Below are 23,523 nucleotides of genomic sequence, written 5' to 3' on the forward strand. Positions count from 1 at the left end.
GAAAAAAGCTCCAGGGCGTAATGGTGGGCACTCCGATCGCTGGCCTTGACCGGGTTTAAAAAATAAGTCGCGTTGTTGCGGTAGGGCAGCGGCCGCAGGTAAAGGCCGGCCAGGTTCCAGTGGGTCAGAGCCCAAGGAACGCCCAGGTAGAGCGCCATTTGCGTGAGCAGTTGAAGCCCTGCTGCTGCTTTTGTCAGGGACGGGGGGCGCCACAGAAGCAGGCCCAGCAGCAGGAAACCCACCATGAGGTGGAGGCGGAAAGGGGCGTAAAGGGCAAGGAAAAGCGCCAGCACGGCCAGACGCCAGAGGGCGGGACGCCTGCCGGGGGAAGCCTGCCACCAGGCCCAGAGGCCCAAGGGCCCCAAGTTCCAAAGCAAGAGGGCCACCAGAAGGGCCAACCCCAAGAGAAAGCGGGAAGGCGAAAGAAAGCTCGCCACGTGCCAGGCCAGGCTGGGAAGCCCTGCGGAGCTGTGACCGGTGAGGGGATCCCTTCCGGGGTTAAAGAAAAGCCCAAGCCACACGGGGCTTGAGCCCACGATAAAACCCGTGGCCCGCTGGCCCAAACCGGTACGGGTCGCCAACGCCGGTGCCGTGAGAAACAGCGTTAGACCGTGGGTGGCCGCTGCCCACCCAGCCAAGAGGCCGGCAAGGAACCCCTTTTTTTTGTGCCCGGCCACCAGGCAAGCAAGCGTCAATGCCGAAGCCAGGGTGTAGGTTTCGGTGGAAGCGGCGGCCCACCAGAGGCTGTGGGCCACGCCCCAAACCACAGCAGCCCCCCGCACCACCTGCGGGGGTTTTTCCTGCAGCAGCAGGAGCTTGACCAGGAAAGCCACCGACAGCGCTCCGGCCAGGGCCGAAAACCAGTGGCAGGCGAGGATGGGGTCTTGTGGCACCAGCTGCAGCCAGAGCCAGGCCAAAACCGTCCAGCCCGGGTGGTCGCCGGGGTTCAAGGAGGGGAAGTAGCCATGAAGGGCGTAAAGCGTGAGCTTGCTGGCGTCAGCCCATTGCGGGGTGCGGGCTGCGGTCAGGAGGTACAGAGCCCCGAAACCCATGCCCCACAGTGCGGGTCGCGGCCGCCCAAGCATGTCTCATGCTAGCAGGCCCTACAATGGAGCGGTGCCGGCGGAAACGACGCCCCAGTGGGTGTTCAGCGAAGATGACCGCTCTTTTATGCGCCAGGCATTAGCCCAAGCGGAGGAAGCGGCGGCGGGCGGCGATGTGCCCATTGGGGCGGTGGTGGTGGATGCCACGGGGAACGTTGTAGCCGCGGCGGGGAACCGCCGGGAGCGGGACCAGGACCCCACCGCCCACGCGGAGCTTTTGGCCCTGCGGGAGGCGGCGCGACGGCTTGGCTCCTGGCGGCTTTTGGGTTGCCGTTTGTACGTCACGGTGGAGCCCTGCCCCATGTGCGCGGCGGCGTGCGTGCTGGCGCGCCTGGCGCAGGTGGTTTACGGAGCTCCCGACCCCAAGCTAGGCTTTGTGGGTTCACTGGCCAACCTTTTGGAGGACCCCCGTCTCAACCACAAGGTTGCCTGGCGGGCGGGGCTTTTGGCCGATGAGGCCTCGGCTTTGCTCTCCCGGTTCTTTGCAAACCAGCGGAGTAGGCGCTAGACTTTACCCTCGCCCATGGGGCGACGGCGGGAGAGGTGCCGGAGCGGTCGAACGGGACGGTCTCGAAAACCGTTGTCCCCCTGCCGGGGGACCGTGGGTTCGAATCCCACCCTCTCCGCCAGGGATGGTGTTTGAAAGGACCGTGTGTGGTTGAAGGCAACGTGCGGAGAGGTGTCCGAGTGGCTGAAGGAGCACGCTTGGAAAGCGTGTGTACGGGCAACCGTACCGCGGGTTCGAATCCCGCCCTCTCCGCCAGTTTTTTCTTTGCCTCGAGTTTTTGCTTGAGCCTTCTGGCGGAGGGGGCGGGTGAGACCCGCGGTGCTGCCAGAGGGTTCGACCGCGCGGGTGGTTGGGGTGTGGGGCGCGACGCGGGCTGCAGGGCAGCGGAGCGTGGTTTGAGAGTGCAGGCGAAGGGGGGCGTGGCAGAGCGGCGTTCCCGCCATCCCGCCCTCTCCGCCAGTTTTTTCTTTGCCTCGAGTTTTTGCTTGAGCCTTCTGGCGGAGGGGGCGGGTGAGACCCGCGGTGCTGCCAGAGGGTTCCGCCAGAGTGGGTGGGACGTTTCACGGTTGAAACAAAAAGGGTGTCGTGGGCAGGGAGGAACTCGGGTCCCGCGCGACGGTGTTTCCCGAACCTCGTCAGGCCCGGAAGGGAGCAGCGATAAGGGAAGGCCACCGGGCGCCGCGGTCCCCCCGGGTTCCTCCGTGCTCGCGATTGCCGAAAAGAGCCAGAGGGGCCGCTGGTGAGCGCCTATCAGGTTCTGGCCCGTCGCTACCGACCGCAAACCTTTGAGGATTTGGTGGGTCAGGAAACGGTGGTGCGCACCCTGCGCAACGCCCTGGCCACCGGCAAGGTTTCCCATGCCTACGTGTTTTCGGGCCTGCGGGGTGTGGGGAAGACCACGGCGGCCAGGATTCTCGCCAAGGCCCTTAACTGCGAGCGCGGTCCCACCCCGGACCCCTGTGGCCAGTGCGTGCCGTGCCGGGAAATTGCCGAAGGCACCTCCATGGACGTGCTGGAAATTGATGCCGCTTCCAACCGCGGCATTGATAACGTGCGGGAGCTGCGGGAGGTGGCGCGAATCCTGCCGGTGCGCGATCGCTACCGGGTTTTTATCTTGGACGAGGCCCACCAGCTCACCGGTGAGGCCTTTAACGCCTTGCTCAAGATCCTGGAGGAGCCGCCGCCCCACGTGGTGTTCATTTTGGCCTCCACAGAAAAGCACAAGTTCCCCCCCACGATCCTTTCCCGCTGCCAGCAGTTGGACTTCCGCCCGTTGCCCACGGAAACCATCGCCCAAAGGCTGAAGGAAGTGGCCGCGCGGGAGAAGTTCGCCCTCGAGGACGCCGCCGCGCACCTCATTGCCCGCGCCGCCCAGGGCAGCCTGCGGGATGGCCTTTCGATCCTGGACCAAGTGCGTTCCTTTGTGGGCGAAGCCGCCGTGGATGCTGCGGCGGTGAGTCAGGTCCTGGGTTTGCCCCCCCTGGAGTTCCTGGTGGAGCTCTGGCAGGCGCTGGCTTCCGGCAACCCGGGGCGAGCGCTGGAGCTGGTGGCCCAGCGGGAGGCCCAGGGGGGCGACCCCCTTTTGCTGTACCAGGAGCTTTTGGAGCTGTTGCGCAGCTTGGTGCTGGTGGCGGCCAACCGCGAAGCCCCGCTGCCCTACCCGCCGCCTTTTCGTGAGGCTTTGGCTGATTCCGCCGCTCAGGTGGGGCTTGCCTCCCTGCTGCGGATCCTGAGCCTGGCCATTTCCGGGCGGGAGCTGGTGAGCGCGGCTCCAAGCCCCGGGTTAGGGGTGATGGTGGCCGTGGGCAAGCTGGCGCTTTGGCCGCGGCTGGTGCGCGTGGAGGCGCTCTTGGCCGGAAACCAAGCGGTGGCCCCAAGTGCAAGTCCGGCCGGTTTTTCCGAAGGGTCGTTGCCCCTGGGGGCTTCACCTCTGGAGGGGTTTTTGGACCAGGTGGGTCACAAGCTGGGGGTGGCGCTGGCTGCCAGGTTGCGGAGCTTCTGCGAGCTTTCGCTGGGGGAGGGGGAGCTGTTGATTCGCCTGCGCTCGGGGGGGCCCAACGCCACCGCCAAGGCGCTGCAGGAGGCGCTTGCCAGCCTGGAAAGCCTGGCCCGGGAGCTGGACCTGGCCCAGAAGGTGCGGTTGGTGGTCACCGAGGCCGAGCCGTCGCTGGAGCAAAAGGTGGCTGCCGATCCCCGGGTGCAGGCGGTGCTTGAGGTTTTTGGCGGCAAGATCACCAAGGTGGAGGAACAGTCGTGAAGATTCAAGAGCTCTTAAGGCAAGCGCAAAAGGCCCAGGAATCCCTGCAGCAGCAGCTCTCCCAGCTGGAAGTGGAGGGGCGGGCGGGAGGCGGTTTGGTGGTGGTGAGGCTCAACGGCCTCAAAGAGCTCAAAGGCGTGAGCTTTGAGCCCAGCGCTTTGACCGAGGCCGACGCCGAGCTCTTGGCGGAAATGGTGAAGGTGGCCTGGGAGGAAGCGGCACGGGAGGCCGACGCTAAGGCCAAGGGCTTGCTGGCCAGCATGGGTTTGCCGGGAGGGCTTTTTTAGGTGGATTTGCGTCCACCCAGCGTGCGGGCCTTGATGGAGGAACTGCAAAAGCTCCCCGGGGTAGGTCCGCGCTCGGCGGTGCGCATGGCCCAGTACCTGCTCAAAGAGCGGGAGGAAGCCTTAAGGCTTTCCCAAACGCTGGTGCAAGCCCATGAGCGCGTGGGCTTTTGCTCCACCTGCTTCCTTTTGGCCGAGGGCAGCTGCCCGGTGTGCGACGATCCCGGGCGGGATCGCACGGTGATTTGCGTGGTGGAAGAACCGGTGAACGCCTGGGCCATCGAAGCCACCGGCGAGTTTAAAGGGTTGTACCACGTGCTTCTGGGAACCCTTGACCCTCTGCGGGGCATTGGCCCCGAAGAGCTCACGGTGGCAAAGCTTGTGGACCGGGTGGCTGCCGGGGGTGTGCAGGAGGTCATCCTGGCCACCAACCTCACGGTGGAAGGGGAAGCCACCGCTCATTTTTTGGTGCAGCTTTTGCGGCCCAAAGGCGTGAAAACCTCCCGCATTGCCTTTGGCTTGCCAGCGGGAGGGGAAATCTCGTACGCTGATACCGTCACCTTGGCTCGTGCCCTGGTGGCGCGCCGGGGGATGGAATGAGGCTTGGTGTCGGGGTATACTGCAACTGGCGGCGCGGAGGGCAGAGGTAATGAGCATGCTGGGGCCCAATTTGGTGATGTACGAGGAGGAGTTCGAGCGGATTAACAGCATCCTCTCGCGGCTATGGGTAGACGCTAACGCCAAGATCGTTTTCTTGGTTGACAAGAACGGCCAGCAAATTGCCGCTAAGGGCGATCTGGAAAAGGTGGACACCACGTCGTTGGCTTCGCTCACCGCCGGCAACGTGGCGGCTACCGATGGCTTGGCGAGGCTCATTGGCGAGAAGGAGTTTTCCATCCTGTTTCACGAGGGGGAGCGGGACAACATCCACATCTCCATCGTGGCGCAGCGCTTGATCCTGGTGGTGATCTTTGACGAGCGGTCGTCGCTGGGTTTGGTGCGGCTGCGGGTGCGGAAAGCGGCGCAAGAGCTGGAGGAAGTGCTCAACGCCATGGCTAACAAAGCGGCGCAGCAAGGGCAGGCGCCGGTTTCTCCCTTTGCCGAAATTACCGACGAAGACATTGACAACCTGTTCTCCGAATGAGCTTCATCAACTACGCTTCCCGGGAAATTAACTGCAAGATCGTGTACTACGGGCCAGGTCTGGGCGGCAAGACCACCAACTTGCAGTACATTTACGAAAAGACCAACCCCCAGGCCAAAGGGCAGCTCATTTCCCTGGCCACCGAAACCGATCGTACGTTGTTTTTTGATTTTCTCCCCTTGGATTTGGGGACGGTACGGGGCTTCCGTACGCGCTTTCACCTGTACACGGTGCCCGGTCAGGTGTTTTACGATGCCTCCCGGAAGCTCATCCTCAAGGGTGTGGACGGGGTGGTGTTCGTGGCCGACTCGCAAGAGGCCCGCATGGACGCCAACCTGGAATCCCTGGAAAACCTCAAGGTGAATTTGCGGGAGAACGGCTTCGACCTCATGACCATCCCTTACGTTTTGCAGTTCAACAAGCGCGATTTGCCTTCAGCGGTGCCTTACGACGAGATGTACCGCCTGTTGAACGTCAAGGGCGAACCCACCTTTGAGGCGGTGGCCACCCAAGGGACCGGCGTCTTCGAGACCCTGAAAGCGGTGGCCAAGCTGGTGCTTCAGGAGCTTTCCAAGAAGTAAGAGCTGTCCTTTTTGTATACTCCCCCCGTGACGGCTGGAGAGGTGAGCATGGTGGCCCTGGGGGGTGGTACGGGTCTGGCAACCCTCCTTAAGGGTGCCAAGACCTTGCCCCTCGCTTCGCTCACGGCGGTGGTGACGGTCACCGACGATGGCGGCTCTTCCGGTCGCCTGCGCCAGGAGTTTGGGGTGCCGGCCCCGGGGGACGTGCGCAACTGCCTGGTGGCGCTGGCCGAAGACGAGGAGCTTTTAACCCGGCTTTTTGCCTTTCGCTTTCCGGGGGAAGGCCCCACCGGAGGCCATTCCCTGGGCAACCTGTTCATGATTGCCCTCACCCACCTCACCGGGGATTTTTCGCAAGCGGTGCGGCTGGCCGGGGAGGTGCTGCGGGTGCGGGGCATGGTGCTTCCCACCACGCACGCCAACGTTCACCTGGTGGGGGAATCCGCCGATGGCCGCATGGTGGTGGGGGAAACCGCCATTTCCACCTCCGGCCCTCCCCGCCGGGTGGCGCTTTCGCCCGCGGATGCTCCCGCCCTTCCCGAGGTGTTGGCAGCCCTGCGGCAGGCCCAGCTGGTGGTTTTGGGACCGGGTTCGCTTTTTACCAGCATCATCCCCAACCTCTTGGTGCGGGGGGTGGTGCAGGCGCTGGCCGAAAGCCGGGCGCTCAAGGTGTACGTGGCCAACCTCGTGACCCAACCCGGCGAAACCACGGGGTTTTCCCTGGGCGATCACCTCCAGGCTTTGAAAACCTACGCACCCTCCCTCCAGGTGGATGTGGTGCTGGCCAACAGCGAGCCTTTGCCTCCGGAGGTGGCTGCCCGCTACCGGGCGGCGGGGGCTGAGCCGGTGGCTTTGGAAGGGGTTTCCGGGGTTAGAGTGGAGGCGCGGAAGCTTTTGAAGGTCACGCCCGAGGGCACGGTGCGCCACGACCCGAAGCGTCTGGCGCAAGCCCTCTGGGAGCTGTGGGAGGCACGGGCTTGAAGCTGGGCGCGGTGGTTCTGGCGGCGGGGCAGGGCAAGCGCCTCAAAACCGGGCTGGCCAAGGTGCTCCACCCCGCCCACGGCCGGCCCCTTTTGCAGTGGGTGCTGGAAGCGGTGGCCCCGCTTGCCCCGGCCAAGACCGTGGTGGTGGTGGGGCACCGTAGGGAGCAGGTGGAGGCGTTCCTTTCCGGGCAAAAGGTGGAGATAGTGGTGCAGGATCCTCCGGCCGGCACCGGCGATGCCGTGCGGGTAGCGCTGCCGGCCCTGGCAGGGTGCGAGCTGGCCTTGGTCCTCCCCGGGGATGCCCCGCTTTTGCAGAGCGAGAGCTTGCGCCGGCTGGTGGCCGCGTTCCAGCATGAAAAAGCAGCTTGCGCCTTGCTTTCGGCGGTGCTGGACGAGGGCGGGCCATACGGCCGCATTGTGCGCCGGGATGGAGAGGTAATGGCCATCGTAGAGGCGCGGGACGCCACTCCGGAGCAGCTAGCCATCCGCGAGGTGAACGCCGGGGTTTACGTGTTTAATGTGGCCAAAATCCGCCCCTTGCTTTTGGAGCTCACACCCACCAACAGCCAGGGGGAGTACTACCTCACCGATGTGGTGGCGGGGCTGGTGGCCCGGGGTGAAAAGGTGGTGGCCATGAGCTTGCAGGACCCCGAAGAAATGCTGGGGGTCAACACCCGGGGGGAGCTTGCCGAAGTGGGCAAAAAGCTCAACGCCCGGGTGGTGCGCTTTTGGCAGGAAAACGGGGTGACCGTCTTTGACCCCGAGACCACCTGGATCGAGGTGGGTTGCGAAATCGGTCGGGACACCGTTCTGGAACCCGGGGTGCACCTGCGCGGACAGTGCCGGCTGGGCGAACGGTGCCGGGTGGGTGCCCATAGCGTTCTGGAGGATGTGCAGCTGGCTCCGGGCACGCAGGTGGCGCCCTTGACGTATATGAGGGGGAGCTAGGCATGTGCGGGATCGTGGGCTACGTGGGCTTTCGCCAAGCGGTGCCCCTGGTGCTGGAAGCCCTGCGCCGCTTGGAGTACCGCGGTTACGATTCAGCAGGGATTGCGGTGCACACGGACTCGGGCTTGGCGGTTTTGCGGGCCGAGGGCAAGCTCGTGAACCTGCTGGAAAAGGCCTATGCCGCCCCGGTTTCCGGGCAGGTGGCCATTGGCCACACGCGGTGGGCCACCCATGGCCCACCGGTGGAGCGCAACGCCCACCCGCACACCGACGACCAAAAGCTCTGCGCGGTGGTGCACAACGGCATCATCGAAAACTACGTAGAGCTCAAGGAGGAGCTCAAGCGGGAAGGGGCCCAATTTTCCTCCGATACCGACAGCGAGGTGATCGCCCACCTTTTGGCCCGGGAGCGGGGAAGCCTCCTGGAGCGGGCCCTTTCCGTGCGTCGCCGGCTTTCCGGGCAGTTTGCGGTGGTGGCCATGGACCGGCGGGAGAACGGGGTGCTGGTGGCCTTCCGTCAGGGCCCGCCGCTGGTGGTGGGCTTCGGTGAGGGGGAAACGCTGGTGGCTTCCGATCCGGCGGCGGTGGTTTCCCTCACCCGCCGCTGCCTGCACCTGGAGGATGGGGACGTGGCGCTCCTTTCCCCGCAAGGGGTGCAGATCTTTGACGCTACCGACCGGCCGGTAAGCCGGCCCGAAGTGGTGCTGGATTGGGACCCCGGGCAGGTGGAGCGGGGCGGCTACAAGCACTTCATGCTCAAGGAAATCCACGAGCAGCCGGGGGCCTGCGCGCAAACCCTGCAGGTGCTGGTGGGTGAAAGGGGGTTTGACCTTACGCCCTGGGGGTTGCCCCCGGAACTCCTGCGCAGCCTTTCCTCTGTGCACCTGGTGGCCTGCGGGACCTCCTGGCATGCGGCGCTGGTGGGCAAGTTTTACCTGGAAACCCTGGCGGGGGTTCCGTGCCGGGTGGACTACGCCAGCGAGTTTCGCTATCGAGAGCCGCTTGTTCCCCCCTCTTCGCTGGTGGTGGGGATCACCCAGTCGGGGGAAACCGCCGACACCCTGGCTGCCATGCGCCTGGCCAAGGACAAGCAAGCGCTGGTGGGAAGCATTTGCAACGTGCGGGGGGCCATGGCCGAAAGGCTTTCGGAGGTGAAGCTCCCCACCAGCGCCGGACCGGAAATTGGCGTGGCTTCCACCAAGGCCTTTACCTCGCAGCTGGTGGCGCTTCTGGTTTTGGCCCTGGCGTGGCGGCGGGCCCGGGGGGAAGCCGACGAAGCCCTGGAGCGGCGGCTTTTCCACCTCCCCTACGACCTCCAGCAAGCGCTGCACACCGACTCCAGCGTGGAGGGCGTGGCGGGAGAGCTCCAGCATGCCCGCAACGCCCTTTACCTGGGGCGGGGGGTGCTTTACCCCATCGCCCTGGAAGGGGCCTTGAAGCTCAAGGAAATCTCCTACGTGCACGCCGAGGGCTACCCGGCGGGGGAAATGAAACACGGGCCCATTGCCCTTTTGGACGAAGACTTCCCCGTTATTGGCCTGTGCCCAGCCTTTGAGCTTACGGAAAAGACCCTCTCCAACCTTGAGGAAGTGCGGGCCCGCAAGGCTCCCGTCTACGTGGTGGGGGATGGTGAGCACCCGCGGCTGCGGGAGATCGCCCAGAGGCTTGTCCCCCTGCCCCGCCTCCCCTGGCCGCTCTTGCCCATCGTGGCGGTGGTGCCGCTGCAGCTTTTGGCTTACCGGGTGGCGGTGCTGCGGGGTTGCGACGTGGACCAGCCGCGCAACCTGGCCAAGAGCGTCACCGTGGAGTAGCCCCTCCCCGGGTACAATGCCCGCCTACGGGAGGAAGGCGTGCGTTTCTTGGAGGACTTGGATCCCGAGCAGAGGGAAGCCGTCACCTATGGGGAAGGGCCGCTTTTGGTGGTGGCGGGGGCCGGCTCCGGCAAAACCCGGGTGCTGACGTACCGTATTGCCTGGCTTTTGGCCTCGGGGCGAGCCCAACCCCACAACGTTTTGGCCGTGACCTTCACCAACAAAGCAGCCAGGGAAATGGCCGAGCGGGTGGAAAAGCTGCTGCACGGTCCCCTGCGCGGTGGGTTTGTGGGCACCTTCCACCGCTTTGCCTTGACGCTTTTGCGCCAGTACCCGGAAAAGGTGGGGCTTCCCCCGCGTTTTGCCATTGCCGATGAGGACGAGCAGCGGCGCCTGGTGGAGCAGGTGCTCAAGGAGCTGGGGATCCCCTCCACTCAGCTTTCCCCCCGGGCGGCCCGGGCGGCCATTTCTCGCTGGAAGAACGGGTCGTCCTCGGCGGTTTCCGCCTCGGAGCTGGTGTCCGCGGTGGTGGAGCGCTACCAAGAGCGGCTGCAGGCCGCAGGAGCGGTGGACTTTGACGACATGCTGGTGCTGGCGGTGAAGCTCCTGGCCGAGGATGCGGGCTTGCGACAGATTCTGCGCCAGCGCTTCACCTACCTCCTGGTGGACGAGTTTCAGGACACCAACCCCGTGCAAATGGAGCTTTTATGGCACCTGGCCGGGCCCAGGCCCAACCTCACCGCCGTGGGCGACGAGGACCAGAGCATTTACCGCTTCCGCGGCGCGGAGTTAGAGCACATCTTGCGCTTTGAGCACACCTACCCCGGGGCCAAGGTGCTCACCTTGGGCAACAACTACCGCTCGGCGGAGCCCATCCTCAAAGCGGCGGCGGCGGTCATTGCCCACAACACCCGCCGCCGGCCCAAGCTGCTGCGTTCCTGCTCCGGCGACGGGGAGCCGGTGCGGGTCCTGGCTGCTGCCGATGAAAGCGACGAGGCGGGTCTGGTGGTGGCGGATATCCGCCGGGAAAGGGCGGCGGGACGCACGTCCATTGCCGTCCTTTTCCGCATCAACGCGCTATCCCGGCCGCTGGAAGCGGAGCTGGTGCGCTGGGGGGTTCCCTACCGCGTGGTAGGGGGCGTGCGCTTTTGGGACCGGGCGGAGGTGCGGGACGCCCTGGCGTACCTGCGGCTTTTGGCCAACCCCGACGACGAACTGGCTTTCCTGCGGGTGGTGAACGTCCCCGCCCGGGGCCTGGGGGCGGTGACCCTGGAGCGCTTGCGGCAAGCCGCTCAGATCTGGGGGTGCTCCCTTTGTGAAGCCTCCCGGCGCCTTCCGGAAACCTTGACCCCCCGAGCCCGGGAAGCCTTAGCGCGGTTTTGGGAGCTGCTGGACTCCCTCCGCCAGCAGGCCGGTGGCTCGTTGCGGGAGCTGGTGGCGGCGCTTTTGGAGCAATCGGGGCTGGCCGCCCAGTACGACACCCGCGAAGAGGAGGATCGGGCGCGCCTTGCCAACCTCGACCAGCTGGTTAACGCCGCCGCCGAAGCTGAGCAGCGCGGTCTTACGCTGCCTTCGTTTTTGGACGAGGTGGCGCTGCTTTCCGAAGCCGATGCCGAAACCGCCCCCCAGTCGGTGCTGCTTTCCACGCTCCATGCCGCCAAGGGCCTGGAGTTTGACGTGGTGTACCTGGTGGGCTTGGAGGAGGGGCTGTTGCCGCTCATGCGGGGGGAGGAGCCGGAGCTTGCCGACGAGGAGGAAGAACGCCGCCTTTTGTACGTGGGGATGACCCGGGCCCGCAAGAAGCTGGTGCTCACCTGGGCCCGCAGCCGCCGTCTTCACGGGGAAACCCGCACCACCCGACCTTCCCGTTTCCTCGCCGAGCTGCCGCCCGAGGTGCGTCGGGAAGGGTTAACCTCGCCCTCGCCCTTACCGCACTGGGAGCCCAAACCTCTGGTGCGGCCCCGCCAGGAAGCCCCCGCCCCAGAGGCGAGGAACGGCTTTCGCCCGGGGATGAAGGTGGAGCACCCCACCTTTGGCCGCGGCGTGGTGCTGCAGGTGCAAGCTTCTGGAGCACAAACCCGGGTGGTGGTGTTCTTCGACCGGGCTGGCAAGAAGACCCTTTTGCCCAGCGTCGCCCCGCTCAAGGTGCTTTCAGCGCCCCGGGGGTAAACTTGCCAAGCATGAGGGTCAGGCTTTTCCTGCTTTTCGGACTGGCATCGCCGCTCTGGGGGCTGGAGGTGGCGGTGCGGGAGGCCATCAACCCCGGGCTGGGCCGCCCCCCCGCGGAGGTGGTGCGCTCCACACCGGCCGCCTCCTTCAGGGGTCTGCTTTCCGCTTGCGCTGCCGAGGACTTCCGGCGGGCCGCGCACTTTTTGGACCTTTCGGAGATCCCCAAAGAGCAGCAAGCAATTCTCGGTCCGGAGGTGGCCGAGAAGCTGTGCCGCGTTCTTTCAAGGCTTTCCGCCCGGGCACAGGCGGTCAGCTCGGAAAGCCCGGAAGGACCCTTGGAAGGCGGAGTTCCGGCCAACACCGTGGTGGCCTTGCGTTTTTCCCGCTCGGGGATTTCCGGGGAGGTTTGGTTGCGCCGCACCCGCGACGCCAGCACCGGCGAGGTCGCGTGGCTTTTGACGCGGAGAACGGTATCTTCGGCACCCTTTTGGTACCGGGTGCTGGTGGAGGGGAAAAAACCCACCGCGCAGGCCCAGCTCAACCCCGGCCTGCCGCCAGCTTCTGACCTTTCCCAGACAAGCCCCCGGGAAACGCTGGAGGGCTTTCTGGAAGCGGCAGCCCAGGGCAACTTCCAGCAGGCTGCTCACTACCTGGACCTTTCGGCCTTTTCCGAAAGCGAACAAGCGGTGCAGGGACCGCTTTTGGCCCGCCGTTTGTACCTGGTGAGCGTGCGCCGCCACCCCTTCCAGCCGGAAAAAGTGAGCAACGATCCGGCGGGTGTTCCGGAGGTGGGCTTGCCCGAGGACCGGGAGCGGGTGGGCACGCTGGAGGTGCGCGGCCGCCAGGTGGATTTGCTTTTGGCCGACCGCTACGACCCGGGGGTGGGTCACCGCTGGGTTTTTGCCCAGGAAACCGTGGCGGAAATCCCCAGCCTCTACCGCCGACACGGCTTCGGTTGGGTGGGGGACCATTTACCCCCGATCTTTTTTGCCGTTTCCTTTGCCGGCCTGGCCCTGTGGCAGTGGCTTTCCCTGCTGCTCCTGCTTTTCCTGGGCTTTTGGGTGTCCCGGCGCCTGGGGCACCTCTTGGCGCTTTTCTCCCGCCGCCTGGCCGCCCGCACCGGGGTGAGCTGGGATGACGCTCTGGCCGAGGCGCTGGATGGTCCCGCCGGGCTCTGGCTTTGGAGCTTGCTGCTGTGGGCGGGTGGGAGCTGGTTGGGCCTCATGACCACCGACGTGGCCAAAGCGCTGGTGAAGCTTTTGGCGATTTTAGCCACCACCTGGTTTTTCTTAAGGCTTTTGGACCGCCTTTCTTCCCAGTGGTCCTCCCAGGCCCAAGAAAAGCACAGCCTGGTCTTTGGCTTTATCCCCATTTTCAAACGCATCGGCCGCATCTTGCTGGTGACCTTTGGCCTCTTGGCCGGCCTTCACGTTACCGGGGTGCCGGTCACCACCGCCCTGGCCGGTTTGGGCATTGGCGGCGTGGCCGTGGCCTTTGCCGCCCAGAAGACCCTGGAGAACATCTTTGCCGCGGTGGCCATTGCGGCCGACCGCCCCTTTTCCCTGGGGGACACGGTGCGTATTGGCTCCCTGGTGGGTACGGTGGAGGACCTGGGATTGCGCTCCACCCGCATCCGCACCTTTGAGCGCACGGTGGTGACGGTGCCCAACAGCACCGTGGTGGGCAGCGAGGTGGTGAACCTCTCGGCCCGGGACCGCATGCTTTACAACCCCACCCTGAGCCTGGTGTACGACACCAGGCCGGAAAAGCTGCGGCGCATCCTGAAGGCCATCCGGGAGCTTCTGGCAACTCACCCCCGGGTGGTGCAGGAGGGCGCCCGCTGCCGCTTCCGTGGTTTTGGGGAGTCGGCGCTTTTGGTGGAGGTGTACTGCCACTTGGACACCCAGGAATGGGAGGAATACCTGGCTTTAGCGGAAGAGCTCAACTTTGCCCTGGCCGAAATCGTGGAACGGGAGGGCTCGGCCTTTGCCTTCCCCACCAGAACTGTGGTCCTGGCCGGTGGCGGGACCCACTGAAGTGGCAGTGCGGTTAAGCCGCCAGCGCCCCGTCTCGCACCACCACCCGGCCCTTTTTCACCACATGGCGCACCAGGTTGACGCCAAAGTGGTACACGAGGTGCTTGGGGTTTGGGGCGTCCAAAACCACGAGATCCGCTTGCTTGCCCACCTCCAGGCTGCCTAGCCGGTGGGCCAGGCCTAGGGCGGCGGCGGCGTTGAGGGTGGCGGCCACCAGGGCTTCTTCCGAGGACATGCCGGCGCCGAGACAGGCCAGCTGCATGATGGTGGCCATGGACTCGGTGTGGGAAGAGCCGGGGTTGCAGTCGGTGGCTAAAGCGACCGGCACGCCAGCGGCCATGAGGTCCCGCACGGGAGCGTAGCGGTCGCGCAGGAAAAACGAAACCCCCGGCAACACCACCGCCACCACCCCTGCCTGGGCCAGGGCGCGAATGCCCTGTGGCGAAACGTGGAGCAGGTGAGACGCGGACAGGGCGCCCAGCTCGGCGGCCAGCTCCGCTCCCCCCAGCGGGAAGAGCTCGTCAGCGTGCAGGTGGATGCGCCACCCGTAGGCTTTTGCCGGAGCCAGAAGCCTGCGGGTTTGCTCGGGGGAAAAGACCCCGTTTTCGCAAAAGACATCCACCCCTTGGGCCAGGCCCTCGGCGGCAATGGCCGGGTAAATCTCCTGCAGGATGAGCTCCACGTAGCCCTCGGGGTTGTGGCGCCACTCTGGTGGCACCTCGTGGGCGGGCATGGCGGTGGGGATAATCTCCACCGGCTGCAGCTGCGCTGCCCTTTGCAAGACCCGCAGCTGCTTGAGCTCGCCCTCGGTGTTAAGCCCGTACCCGGATTTGGCCTCGGTGGTGGTGGTGCCATGGAGCAACTGCCGCGAGAGCCTCCGCAGCGTGAGGCGTAAGAGTTCCTCTTCGCTGGCTTGCCTTGTGGCAGCCACGGTCTTCACGATGCCGCCGCCGGAGGCGGCAATTTGGGCGTAGGTTTCACCGGCCAGCCTCCGGTCAAACTCGTCTTCCCGGTAGCCGGCAAAGGGCAAGTGGGTGTGGGGGTCCACAAAGCCGGGGACCACGCAGCCGCCTTGCGCGTCCAGCACCTCCTGGGGAGGGGGGAAAAGGCGGTCGTGCTCCTCGAGAGATCCCACGAAGGCGATGGTTTCCCCTTGGCAGCGCACCACCGCTTGGGGGAAAACAGCCACCCGGCTTTGGGCGGCACCGCAGGCCGGCCCCTGGCCCAGGGGTGTGGCCACCTGGGAGGCGTTGACGACCAAAAGGCTCACGGCTGGGGTTTGGGCTCGCGGACCCGGGGCCGCAGCACCGCCAGGCTGGAAGCCTCGTTTTCCCGCTTTTCCGCGGCTTCGTCGTCCTTGGCAAGCCCCAGCAGGAGCTCGGCCAGCCGCTTGAGATCGGCCCGGGCCGAACGCCTCTGGCTTTTCAGCTGGGCAATGACGGTTTCCACCGCTTCCGCGCGCTGGCGGGCTTCCTCCACCAGCCGATCGGCCAGGGCTTGCGCTTCGGTGATGATCCTTTGGGCTTCCGCTTCCGCCTTGGCCACGGTGGCTTCCGCGGTTTTTTGCGCGGCAATGAGTGCCTCGTTGAGCGCCTCGCTTTGCGACCGGTACTCCTCCAGCTGCCGGGAGAGCATCTCCACCTGGGCCCGCAGCTCCCCCCGCAGCTTGGCCTCTTCCTCCACCTGCTCGGCAAGCCCGCGCAGGAACTCCCGCACGGCGTCCGGGTCGTAGCCCCGCAGCTTGCTGGGGAAGGAGGCCCCTTGAATCTCCAACGGTGTGAGCCGGTGCATGTGGTTAACCTCCCTAATCATCTTGAGCTTACCACGGCCGCAAAAAAGTGACGCCGCTTACCGGCGTTCCCCAAAGAGCGCTCGCCCCAGCCGCACCCAGGTGGCCCCCTCTTCCACCGCCACCCAGAAGTCTTCGGACATGCCCATGGAAAGCTGCAGGGGCGGCAGCTGAAAAGCCGCCTCCAGCTGCCGGGCCACCTCCCGCAAGCGCCGGAAGTGGGGGCGGGAGCGTTCGGGGTCGGGGTGGTAAGGTGGCACCGTCAAAAGCCCCAGAAGCTGCAGGTGCGGGCAATGGGAAAGCAGGAAGCTCACAAGGGGCGGGAGCTCTTCTTCCAACACGCCGCTCTTTTGCGGCTCCCGCCCCACGTTGACCTCCACCATCACCGGCATGACCTTGGCCCGGTTTGCTAAGAGCTTTTCCAGGGTTTCGGCCAAAGGCACGCGGTCCACGGTGGCGATGAGGTCAAAGAGCTCGATGGCTTTTTTGGCCTTGTTTCGTTGCAGCGGGCCCACCAGGTGCCAGAAAGCGGGGAGGCGCACCGCCGGCCTTTTTTCGGCTGCTTCCTGCACGCGGTTTTCGCCAATGGCGTCCACGCCGGCGGCAATGGCTTCCTCCACCACCTGGGCGGGGTGGGTCTTGGTGACCGCCAGGATCTTTACCTCTTGGGGGTTTCGACCAGCTTTCTGGCAGGCCTGGGCGATCCTCTCCCGCACCGCGGCCAGGTTGGCAGCCACCGTGCTCATGGGACTAGCGGCGAAGGCAAGGTGGAGCGCTTGTGGGCAATGGCTTCGGCCACCAGGCGGTCGGCGCGGGTGTTTTGCTCCCGCGGCACGGCGCGGATGTCCACCCGGGAAAACCGGGCCAGAGCCTTTTGCGCTTGCTCCCACAGGGGCTTGAGGTGAGGCGCCCGCACTTTGTAGCTTCCGGTGAGCTGGCGGGCCAAAAGCTCGGAGTCGGTTTGGATGGCCACCTCCTGGGCTTGAAGCTCCAAAAGCCTTCGAAGGGCTGCCAACAGCGCTGCGTACTCGGCCACGTTGTTGGTGGCGTGCCCCAAGTACACGGTGTGCTCTTCCCGCTGGCCGTCGGGGTGGATGATGACCACACCGGCCCCCGCCTCGCCGGGGTTGCCCCAGGCGCCACCGTCAATTTCCACGCGGAAAAAGCTCATGGTTCAAAGACCAAGGGCTGAACGGTTTCCGGATCGTACAGGAGCCGCCGGCAGGAGTCGCAGTAGGCCAGCTCGGCCGCCGACTTCACCACCTGCACCAGGTGCGGGCGCAGCTGGGCGTGGCAGGCGGAGCAGGAGTCGCCGTCCATGGGCACCACGGCCGTGGGTTTGCGGCTGTTCCACAGCTTCTTGAACTCCTCCCAGCTGGCGTTGCCCATGAGCTTTTGGGTTTCCCGCAAACGCGCTTCAATGCGCGCCAGGTCCTGCTCGGCTTTTTGTTTTTGCACGGCAAAGGCGGCTTCCAGCTGTTCCCGGGCCTGGCGCTCCTCGTCCGATTCTTGGGACAAGCTGGCCACGTCCTTTTCCAGGGCTTCCAGCTGTTGCCAGAGGGCCAGGAGCTTTTCCTCCCGGGTTTTGAGCTCAGCCTCCACGTGGTCCAGCTCGGAAACCACCGCTTGCAGCTGACGCATGTTGGTGACCATGCTCTTTTGCTTGCGGAAGTGCTCCCGCTCTTTGTGCAGGGAGTCCACCTCTTGCTGCAGGGCGACCTGTTCGGCTTTTACTCTGGCCAACTCTTCCTTTTTAGCTTCCAGGAGCCTGCGCCTTTCGGCAAAACGGGCCTGGTGGCTGGCGAGCTCCTCCGGTGGGTTTTCCAAAAGAAAGCGGGCTTGGCGCCGTTGCTCGAGAAGGGTTTGCAGGGTCACAAAGTACTGCAGCTTCAGGCGCGTATCCAAAGCGTTTCCTCCCATGTGGTGGGTCCACCAGGATTCGAACCTGGGACCTACCGGTTATGAGCCGGCAGCTCTGACCGCTGAGCTATGGACCCCTCTCGCCCATGTCCTCTGCCCGCAGCCGGTGCCACCACTGCTGCCGCTTCCCTGTAGAGAGCACAGACCGACTGGGGCCGGGCGTCCCCAGGGCGAATTGTACGCCGGCAGCCGAAACCCCACAAGGTACGGGGCGCTGACGCTAGCCGATGACGTCCAGGTACGGCTTGAGGTGCTTGGCTCGCGACGGGTGCCGCAGCTTGCGCAGCGCCTTGGACTCGATTTGCCGGATGCGCTCGCGGGTGACGTTGAACGCTTTGCCCACTTCTTCCAGGGTGTGCTCGGTCCCATCGCCAATGCCAAAACGCCGGCGCAGCACCTCCGCTTCTCGGGGGGTAAGGGTGCGCAGCACGGCTTCCGCTTGCTTGCGCAGGGAAGCGGCAATCACCGCGTCGATGGGGGAAACCACCGAGCTGTCCTCCACAAAATCGCCCAGGTGGGAATCCTCCTCCTCGCCAATGGGGGTTTCCAGGGAAATGGGCTCCTGGGCAATCTTCATGATCTTGCGCACCTTGGAGACGGGGATTTCCATGCGCTCGGCAATTTCCTCGGAGGTGGGTTCGCGCCCCAGCTCCTGCACCAGCTGCCGCTGGCAGCGGGTGAGCTTGTTGATGGTTTCAATCATGTGCACGGGGATGCGGATGGTGCGGGCCTGGTCGGCAATGGCGCGGGTAATGGCCTGGCGGATCCACCAGGTGGCGTAGGTGGAGAACTTGTAACCCCGGCGGTACTCGAACTTGTCCACGGCCTTCATGAGGCCGATGTTCCCCTCCTGGATGAGGTCCAAGAACTGCAACCCGCGGTTGGTGTACTTCTTGGCAATGGAAACCACCAAGCGGAGGTTGGCAACGATGAGCTCCTGCTTAGCTTCATCGGTTTCCCGCTCGCCCTCCCTCACCTGTGCCACCACCCGCTTGAACTCCTCGTAAGGCACGCCGTACTCCGCTTCCAGCCGGGCCAGCTCCTGGCGGTAGCGTTCGATGCGTTCCTCGTAAAAGGCACGGCGCTCGGCGTTGCGTTCGGTCTTGAGCTTGGCTTCGTCCTTGCGGATGGTTTGAATGGGGATGGAGAACTGCCGCTCCACCTCGCCCAAAAACGCCAAAAGCCGGTTGCGGGTTTGGGTTGTGAAGTCGGTGGAGCGTACCAGCACCGAAATGTCCCCGGCCAGCTGGTCCAGCTTGGCCTCCAGCTCCTGCGCCTTCTTGCTGCCCTTCTTGGCCTTCCGCAGCTGCTCCTTAACCTCCTTGGAGGCCGTGTCCAGCTCGTGGATCTTGGCAAAGATCTCCATGGTTTCGGAAACCCGGCCCAAGGAGCGTTCGTCGAGCTTCACCGAAAGCCCGGCCAAAAGGTCCCGGTTCAGGCGGCGATCGCGACGGGCGGCCTCGTTGGCCCGGAGGAAGAGCTCCAGGATCTTGGGGGAGGAAGCCAGGGCGCAGAACACCTTGGCTTCACCGGCCTCGATGCGCTTGGCAATGGCCACCTCGCCTTCCTTATCCAAAAGCTTCACCGTGCCCATTTCCCGGAGGTACATGCGCACCGGGTCGTTGGTACGCTCCAGCTCCTCCTCCAGCAGGGGCGCGGCGGCCGCTTCTGGGTTGCTGGCGCGCTCGGCTTCCTCTTCAAAGGTGGCAGCTTTCTCCTGGCTTTCGATGACCTCAATGTCGTTTTCGGAAAAACGCAGGTAAATTTCGTCCAGCTCTTCAGGGCTTGCTGCCACTTCCTCGGGCAAGATCTCCAGGATCTCGTCCACCAAAACGTACCCCCGCTCCTTCCCCAGCTGGAGAAGGCGGGGCAGCTCAGGGTACTTCTCCTCCAAGCTCAAAGTGGTGACGTCGCGGTCAAAATCCACCTTTCCCTCCTCAATGAGGGTCGCCGGCTTGGCGCATAAGGGCCTGCATCTCGGCCAAAGCTCGAGCCAGCGCTTCCCTGTTTTGTTCTGCCTGGGCCCGCCGGATTTCCTGGCTTAAGGCGGCGAGCTGTCTTTTCCTCTGTCGTTCCCAAAGTTCCCTCAGAATTCTCTCGAGCCCCTCCTCACTGGTGGGAGGAGCCTCATACTCAAGCGCGGCTACCAGACGCCGCGCCTCACGTTCATTAATGTGGGTGCTGAGGGCAGAAATTTCAAGGGGTGTCCCGGAAACCTCCAAACTTTGCAAAAACTCCATCACCTGCCGGCATAGCGGATGCTGCAGCTCCTCCACGGGGATACGGTTCAAAAGCTGGGGGCGTCGCTCCAGTGGGGTGTCCAGCAAAAGCCCCCGCAGGAGCGCCAGCTCCCCCGGGGGGATGCGGGGCTCCTCTCCGGCCTGGGTGGTTTTGGGGACGGTGAAGGGTGCCACCTGGTCCACCGGAACCCCCGCCCCGCGGGCCAGCTCCTCCATGAGGACGTAGCGCCGCACCGGGTTGGGGCAGCTCTCGATGATCTCCAAGGCCTTGGGCAGAAGCTTTCGACGGGCGGCCAGGGAGTCACCGGCCTGCTGCAAGAGGAACTCAGCGGGACCTAAAGCTTGAGCCAAAAGCTGAGAAAAGGCCTTTGGGCCTTGTTGGCGGATGAAGAGGTCGGGGTCACTGGCCTCGGGCAGCACCACCACCCGCACCTCCAGGTCGGCGGCCAGCAGCACCCCCAAGGCCGCTTGGGTAGCGCGGCGGCCGGCGGCATCCCCGTCGTAGCAAAGAAACACCCGCTGTACCCGCCGGCTCAAATCCCGCACGTGGTGGTCGGAAAGGGCGGTGCCCAGGGTGGCTACGGTGTGGGGAAAGCCGGCGAGCTGGAGGGAAAGGCAGTCGAAGTAACCTTCCACCAGGATGACCTCGCCTGCTTGGGCCATGGCCTGGGCGGCTTTGGGTCCCCCAAAGAGCACGGTGGACTTGGAAAACACCGGGGTTTCTGGGGAGTTGAGGTACTTGGGCTGGGCCTCCCCCAGAGCCCTGCCACCAAAAGCCAAAAGCTCACCCCGGAAGTTGCGGATGGGAATCGTGACCCGGTCGCGGAAGCGGTCCCACAGGCGGCCCTGCTCCCCTTGCACCACCAACCCGGCGGCCTTCAGCACCTGCTCGGAAAAGCCCTGGCGCTGGAGGTGCTCCAAAAGCTCCCGCCAGCCGGGAGGGGCAAAGCCCAAGCCCAGCTCCTGGGCTTGCACCAACGGGATGCCCCGGCTTTCCAAAAAAGCCCGCGGCCGATCGTGGGAAACCCGGGAGAGGAAAAACGCCTGCGCGGCTTCTAAAGCTCGGTTGATTTGCTGGGCCAGATCGTCCCGCCGTCTCCGCTCGGCGGTGGCTGCCGGCAGCGGCACCCCAAACCGCTTGGCCAAAAGCTCCACCGCTTCGGGAAACGACAGGTGCTGGGTTTCCATCACGAAGTCAAAGACGCTGCCGCCCTTGCGACAGCCAAAGCAGTAAAAGGTGCCCTTTTCCGGGGAAACGTAAAAGGAAGGCGTGCGCTCGCCGTGGAACGGACAAAGCCCCACGAAGTCCTTTCCGGCCTTGCGCAGGCTCACCTGCTCGCCCACCACCGCCACGATGTCGGCAGCTTGCCGTACCTGCTCCAAAACCTCGCGAGAGAGGTCGTAAAGCGCCATGGCCTAGGACCCCAGCTCCACTTCCGTCACCCCGGTTCCCCCCCGGTACTGGGGGGGATGGGCGTAGGAAACCACGGCGGGGTGCCCTTTCAGCACCTCCCACACCATCCGCCGCAAGGTGCCGCTGCCGTGGCCGTGGACGATGCGCACCTGCCGCGCTCCCGCCAAAAAAGCGGCATCCAGGAACTTTTCCAACCGCGCCCGGGCCTCCTCCCGATCCAAACCCAAAAGCGAAAGCTCCTGACCGCCGGGAGCGGCCTCGACGGTGAGCTGGGTTTGGGCCTTTGAGGGGGAAACCGGTCGGCAAGACGAGCTTTCCACCCAAACCCTTTTGCCGGCAATGGCCACCTCCAGCCTCGGCCCCAAAACCCGCAACACCCTCCCTTCCCCCGGAAATCCCTGGACCTCCACCGCCGTTCCCGGCTCCCAAGCTTCTTCCTGGGGGCTTTCGGTAGGTTCGGGAAGCGAAAGGGCCAGAGCTTGGGAGCGCAGGGCGGCGAGCTTGCGGCGGCCGGGGAGCTGGCCTTCCCGTTTTGCCGCTTCCAGCTCCGCCATGACCTTCTGCCATTGCTCCTGGGCGTGCTGTCGCAGCTTGCTGAGCTCCCCTTGCAGGGACTGACGGAGCCGCTGTCTTTCCTCGGCCAGAGCTTGTGCTTGCGCTTGCAGCTCCTTCTGGGCTTGTTGTAGCTCAAGCTCCTGCACAGCCAGGCGGCGTTGGGCTTCCTGGAGGTTTTCGATTTCCGCTTGCAGCTTCGCCAGGTAGCGGTCCAGGGAAACGTAAGCCCCGGAAAGCAGCGCTTCGGCCCGCTGCAGCAAGGTTTCCGGCAGCCCACACGCCCGGGCCAGGGCCAACCCCCGGGAGCGCCCGGGGTTTCCCAAGGTGAGGCGGTAGGTGGGGCGCCGGCTTTGCTCGTCGAAGCCCATGGCGGCGTTGGCTGCGCCGGGGAGGTTGTCCACGTGCACCGCCAAGCCCAGAAGGTGGGAGGTGGCCAGCGTCCACCACCGGCGGGAGGCCAGCTCCTCCAGGAGCGCCGCCCCCAGCGCTTGCCCCTCTTCCGGGTCGGTGCCGGAGCCCAGCTCGTCGTAGAGCACCAGCGGGGAAGGGTCGGTGCGGGCGAGCAGCGAGGCGGTGGCGGTCATGGCTGCCTGGAAGGTGGAGAGCTCGGCCAGCACGTTTTGCTCGTCGCCGATGTGGCAAAAGACCCCGGAAACCTCGGGAAGCTTTGTGCCCTCTTCCGCCAGCACCGGGATGCCCGCCGCCACCATCAGCACCAGAAGGCCGATGGTCTTCAAAGCCACGGTTTTGCCCCCGGCGTTGGGGCCGGAAATGAGCACCACCCGCACCTCCGGCGGAAACTCCAGGGTGGTGGGCACCACCGGCTGGCGGTTGCCGGCTTCCCCCAGCACCTTTTCGCGCAGGGGGGCAAGCTCGTGGTCCAAGAGCGGGTGGCGGGCTTCCACCACCCGGAAAACCTCCCCTTCCCCTGGGGGCAGGAGGCGAGCTTGGGCATGCTGGCCGAACAGCACCCGGGCTTGAAAGGCGTCCAGGGTGGCCAGCACCTGGCCGGCCGCCAGAAGCTGCTGACGGCGGGAAAGGAAGGCCGCCCGCAGTTCCCCCAAAATCCGCTCCTCTTCCTCACGAATTTGCGCTTGCGCCTGGGCCAAAGCGTTGTTGAGCTCCACCAGGGAAAAGGGCTCCACAAATAGGGTGGCGCCGCTCCCTGAGGCGTCCAGAACCAAGCCCTGAACCTTTCCCCTTTCCGTTGCGGGGATGGGGAAGCAGTAGCGGTCCCGCCGGAGCGTGAAAGGACCTGAAGCAAACGGCATCTGCCGGGCGAGGCTGTCCAGCTCCTGCTGCAGGGTTTGCCGAAGGCGCTCGCGGTTGCGGCGGGCTTGGGCCAAGGCTGGGGAGGCGGCATCCAGGATGTGCCCTTCCTCATCCAAACGCGCCTGGCACCAGGCCAAAAACCCCGAAAGGTTGGGAAGCTCAGCCACCAGCTCGCCCAAAAAAGGCCCGGGGGAGCTGGCGAGAACCGCTTGCCGCACCTCTTCCACCGTGCGCACCAGCGCCACCAGCTCTAAAAGCTCCTGAGGGCTCCAGCCCCCTTCCGGGGCTTGCAAGAGCGAAAGCCCCTCAAGGGAGGAAAGCGGCAGCGTCCCAGAGCGTGCCAGAAGCTGAGCCATGTCCCGGGCCAGGCCGTAGGCACGAAAAGCCCCCGGCCCAAAGGCGGGGGCTGTGTTGAGTACAAGATCACGGCCGGCGCCGGTGCGGGCGAAGGATGCCACCAGCTGCAGCACCTGCTGCCACTCCAGCGCTGCCAGAGCTTGGTGCATAGG

Annotated in this window: 19 protein-coding genes, 3 tRNA genes and 1 other RNA gene; 14 read left to right on the forward strand and 9 right to left on the reverse strand. The window is 65.2% G+C overall.

What is annotated here, in order from left to right; genetic code table 11:
* Nucleotides 1-1,116: 1,116 nt before the first annotated feature.
* The 14 genes from tadA (at nt 1,117) to EG19_RS01005 (ending at nt 13,824) form a co-directional block, all read left to right on the forward strand.
* Complete coding sequence (gene tadA / locus EG19_RS00945; protein ID WP_235208678.1) at nt 1,117-1,611, forward strand: tRNA adenosine(34) deaminase TadA; 495 nt, start codon at nt 1,117-1,119, stop codon at nt 1,609-1,611.
* Between the two features lie 29 nt (nt 1,612-1,640).
* Nucleotides 1,641-1,732 (forward strand) — tRNA-Ser (locus tag EG19_RS00950).
* A gap of 44 nt (nt 1,733-1,776) precedes the next feature.
* Nucleotides 1,777-1,866, forward strand: a tRNA-Ser gene (locus EG19_RS00955).
* A 344-nt stretch (nt 1,867-2,210) separates the two neighbouring features.
* An RNA gene (gene ffs, locus EG19_RS13015) (signal recognition particle sRNA small type) lies at nt 2,211-2,309 on the forward strand.
* A 41-nt stretch (nt 2,310-2,350) separates the two neighbouring features.
* Nucleotides 2,351-3,868, forward strand: a complete 1,518-nt coding sequence (gene dnaX, locus EG19_RS00960) for a DNA polymerase III subunit gamma/tau (protein WP_053334716.1) — start codon at nt 2,351-2,353, stop codon at nt 3,866-3,868.
* On the forward strand, nt 3,865-4,155 hold the full coding sequence (locus EG19_RS00965) for a YbaB/EbfC family nucleoid-associated protein (RefSeq protein WP_038046373.1): 291 nt from the start codon (nt 3,865-3,867) through the stop codon (nt 4,153-4,155). Before dnaX ends, EG19_RS00965 begins: the two co-directional genes overlap by 4 nt.
* 6 nt (nt 4,156-4,161) lie before the next feature.
* Nucleotides 4,162-4,752, forward strand: coding sequence for a recombination mediator RecR (recR, locus tag EG19_RS00970; RefSeq protein ID WP_152543839.1), 591 nt, complete (start codon nt 4,162-4,164; stop codon nt 4,750-4,752).
* A 55-nt stretch (nt 4,753-4,807) separates the two neighbouring features.
* Entirely contained in the window at nt 4,808-5,296 is a 489-nt protein-coding gene (locus tag EG19_RS00975) for a roadblock/LC7 domain-containing protein (protein WP_038046520.1), read from the forward strand.
* Complete coding sequence (locus tag EG19_RS00980; RefSeq protein ID WP_038046375.1) at nt 5,293-5,877, forward strand: GTP-binding protein; 585 nt, start codon at nt 5,293-5,295, stop codon at nt 5,875-5,877. Before EG19_RS00975 ends, EG19_RS00980 begins: the two co-directional genes overlap by 4 nt.
* A 27-nt stretch (nt 5,878-5,904) precedes the next feature.
* The gene (locus tag EG19_RS00985; RefSeq protein WP_152543832.1) at nt 5,905-6,858 is read left to right on the forward strand and encodes a gluconeogenesis factor YvcK family protein; all 954 of its coding nucleotides are present in this window, start codon (nt 5,905-5,907) and stop codon (nt 6,856-6,858) included.
* On the forward strand, nt 6,855-7,808 hold the full coding sequence (locus tag EG19_RS00990) for an NTP transferase domain-containing protein (RefSeq protein WP_038046376.1): 954 nt from the start codon (nt 6,855-6,857) through the stop codon (nt 7,806-7,808). Before EG19_RS00985 ends, EG19_RS00990 begins: the two co-directional genes overlap by 4 nt.
* Nucleotides 7,809-7,810: 2 nt before the next feature.
* Nucleotides 7,811-9,619, forward strand: coding sequence for a glutamine--fructose-6-phosphate transaminase (isomerizing) (glmS, locus tag EG19_RS00995; protein WP_038046378.1), 1,809 nt, complete (start codon nt 7,811-7,813; stop codon nt 9,617-9,619).
* A gap of 39 nt (nt 9,620-9,658) precedes the next feature.
* Complete coding sequence (locus EG19_RS01000; RefSeq protein ID WP_038046380.1) at nt 9,659-11,788, forward strand: ATP-dependent helicase; 2,130 nt, start codon at nt 9,659-9,661, stop codon at nt 11,786-11,788.
* A gap of 11 nt (nt 11,789-11,799) precedes the next feature.
* Entirely contained in the window at nt 11,800-13,824 is a 2,025-nt protein-coding gene (locus tag EG19_RS01005; protein WP_038046382.1) for a mechanosensitive ion channel family protein, read from the forward strand.
* Between the two features lie 13 nt (nt 13,825-13,837).
* Here EG19_RS01005 and hutI read toward each other — a convergent pair whose 3' ends face one another.
* From hutI to EG19_RS01050, 9 genes are all read right to left on the reverse strand, one after another.
* Nucleotides 13,838-15,094: an imidazolonepropionase gene (hutI, locus tag EG19_RS01010; protein WP_038046384.1), complete on the reverse strand. Its 1,257-nt coding sequence runs from the start codon at nt 15,092-15,094 to the stop codon at nt 13,838-13,840.
* Nucleotides 15,091-15,615 carry a DivIVA domain-containing protein gene (locus tag EG19_RS01015; protein ID WP_038046386.1) on the reverse strand — a complete coding sequence of 175 codons (525 nt, stop codon included), beginning with the start codon at nt 15,613-15,615 and terminating at the stop codon, nt 15,091-15,093. Before EG19_RS01015 ends, hutI begins: the two co-directional genes overlap by 4 nt.
* Before the next feature lie 57 nt (nt 15,616-15,672).
* Nucleotides 15,673-16,359: a YggS family pyridoxal phosphate-dependent enzyme gene (locus EG19_RS01020; RefSeq protein WP_038046387.1), complete on the reverse strand. Its 687-nt coding sequence runs from the start codon at nt 16,357-16,359 to the stop codon at nt 15,673-15,675.
* Complete coding sequence (locus tag EG19_RS01025; RefSeq protein ID WP_053334718.1) at nt 16,356-16,784, reverse strand: ribonuclease HI family protein; 429 nt, start codon at nt 16,782-16,784, stop codon at nt 16,356-16,358. The genes EG19_RS01020 and EG19_RS01025 overlap by 4 nt, the downstream gene beginning before the upstream one ends.
* Nucleotides 16,781-17,518, reverse strand: coding sequence for a zinc ribbon domain-containing protein (locus tag EG19_RS01030; protein ID WP_161685246.1), 738 nt, complete (start codon nt 17,516-17,518; stop codon nt 16,781-16,783). Before EG19_RS01030 ends, EG19_RS01025 begins: the two co-directional genes overlap by 4 nt.
* A 16-nt stretch (nt 17,519-17,534) precedes the next feature.
* A tRNA-Ile gene (locus EG19_RS01035) sits at nt 17,535-17,610 on the reverse strand.
* 143 nt (nt 17,611-17,753) lie between these two features.
* Entirely contained in the window at nt 17,754-19,460 is a 1,707-nt protein-coding gene (gene rpoD / locus EG19_RS01040; protein ID WP_200867092.1) for an RNA polymerase sigma factor RpoD, read from the reverse strand.
* 10 nt (nt 19,461-19,470) lie between these two features.
* A complete protein-coding gene (gene dnaG / locus EG19_RS01045) occupies nt 19,471-21,186 on the reverse strand; it encodes a DNA primase (RefSeq protein ID WP_053334719.1) in 1,716 nt (571 codons plus the stop codon).
* A 3-nt stretch (nt 21,187-21,189) separates the two neighbouring features.
* The gene (locus EG19_RS01050) at nt 21,190-23,520 is read right to left on the reverse strand and encodes an endonuclease MutS2 (RefSeq protein ID WP_038046393.1); all 2,331 of its coding nucleotides are present in this window, start codon (nt 23,518-23,520) and stop codon (nt 21,190-21,192) included.
* Nucleotides 23,521-23,523 lie beyond the last annotated feature (3 nt).

It is taken from the genome of Thermoanaerobaculum aquaticum (genome assembly GCF_000687145.1).
GTDB lineage: Bacteria > Acidobacteriota > Thermoanaerobaculia > Thermoanaerobaculales > Thermoanaerobaculaceae > Thermoanaerobaculum > Thermoanaerobaculum aquaticum.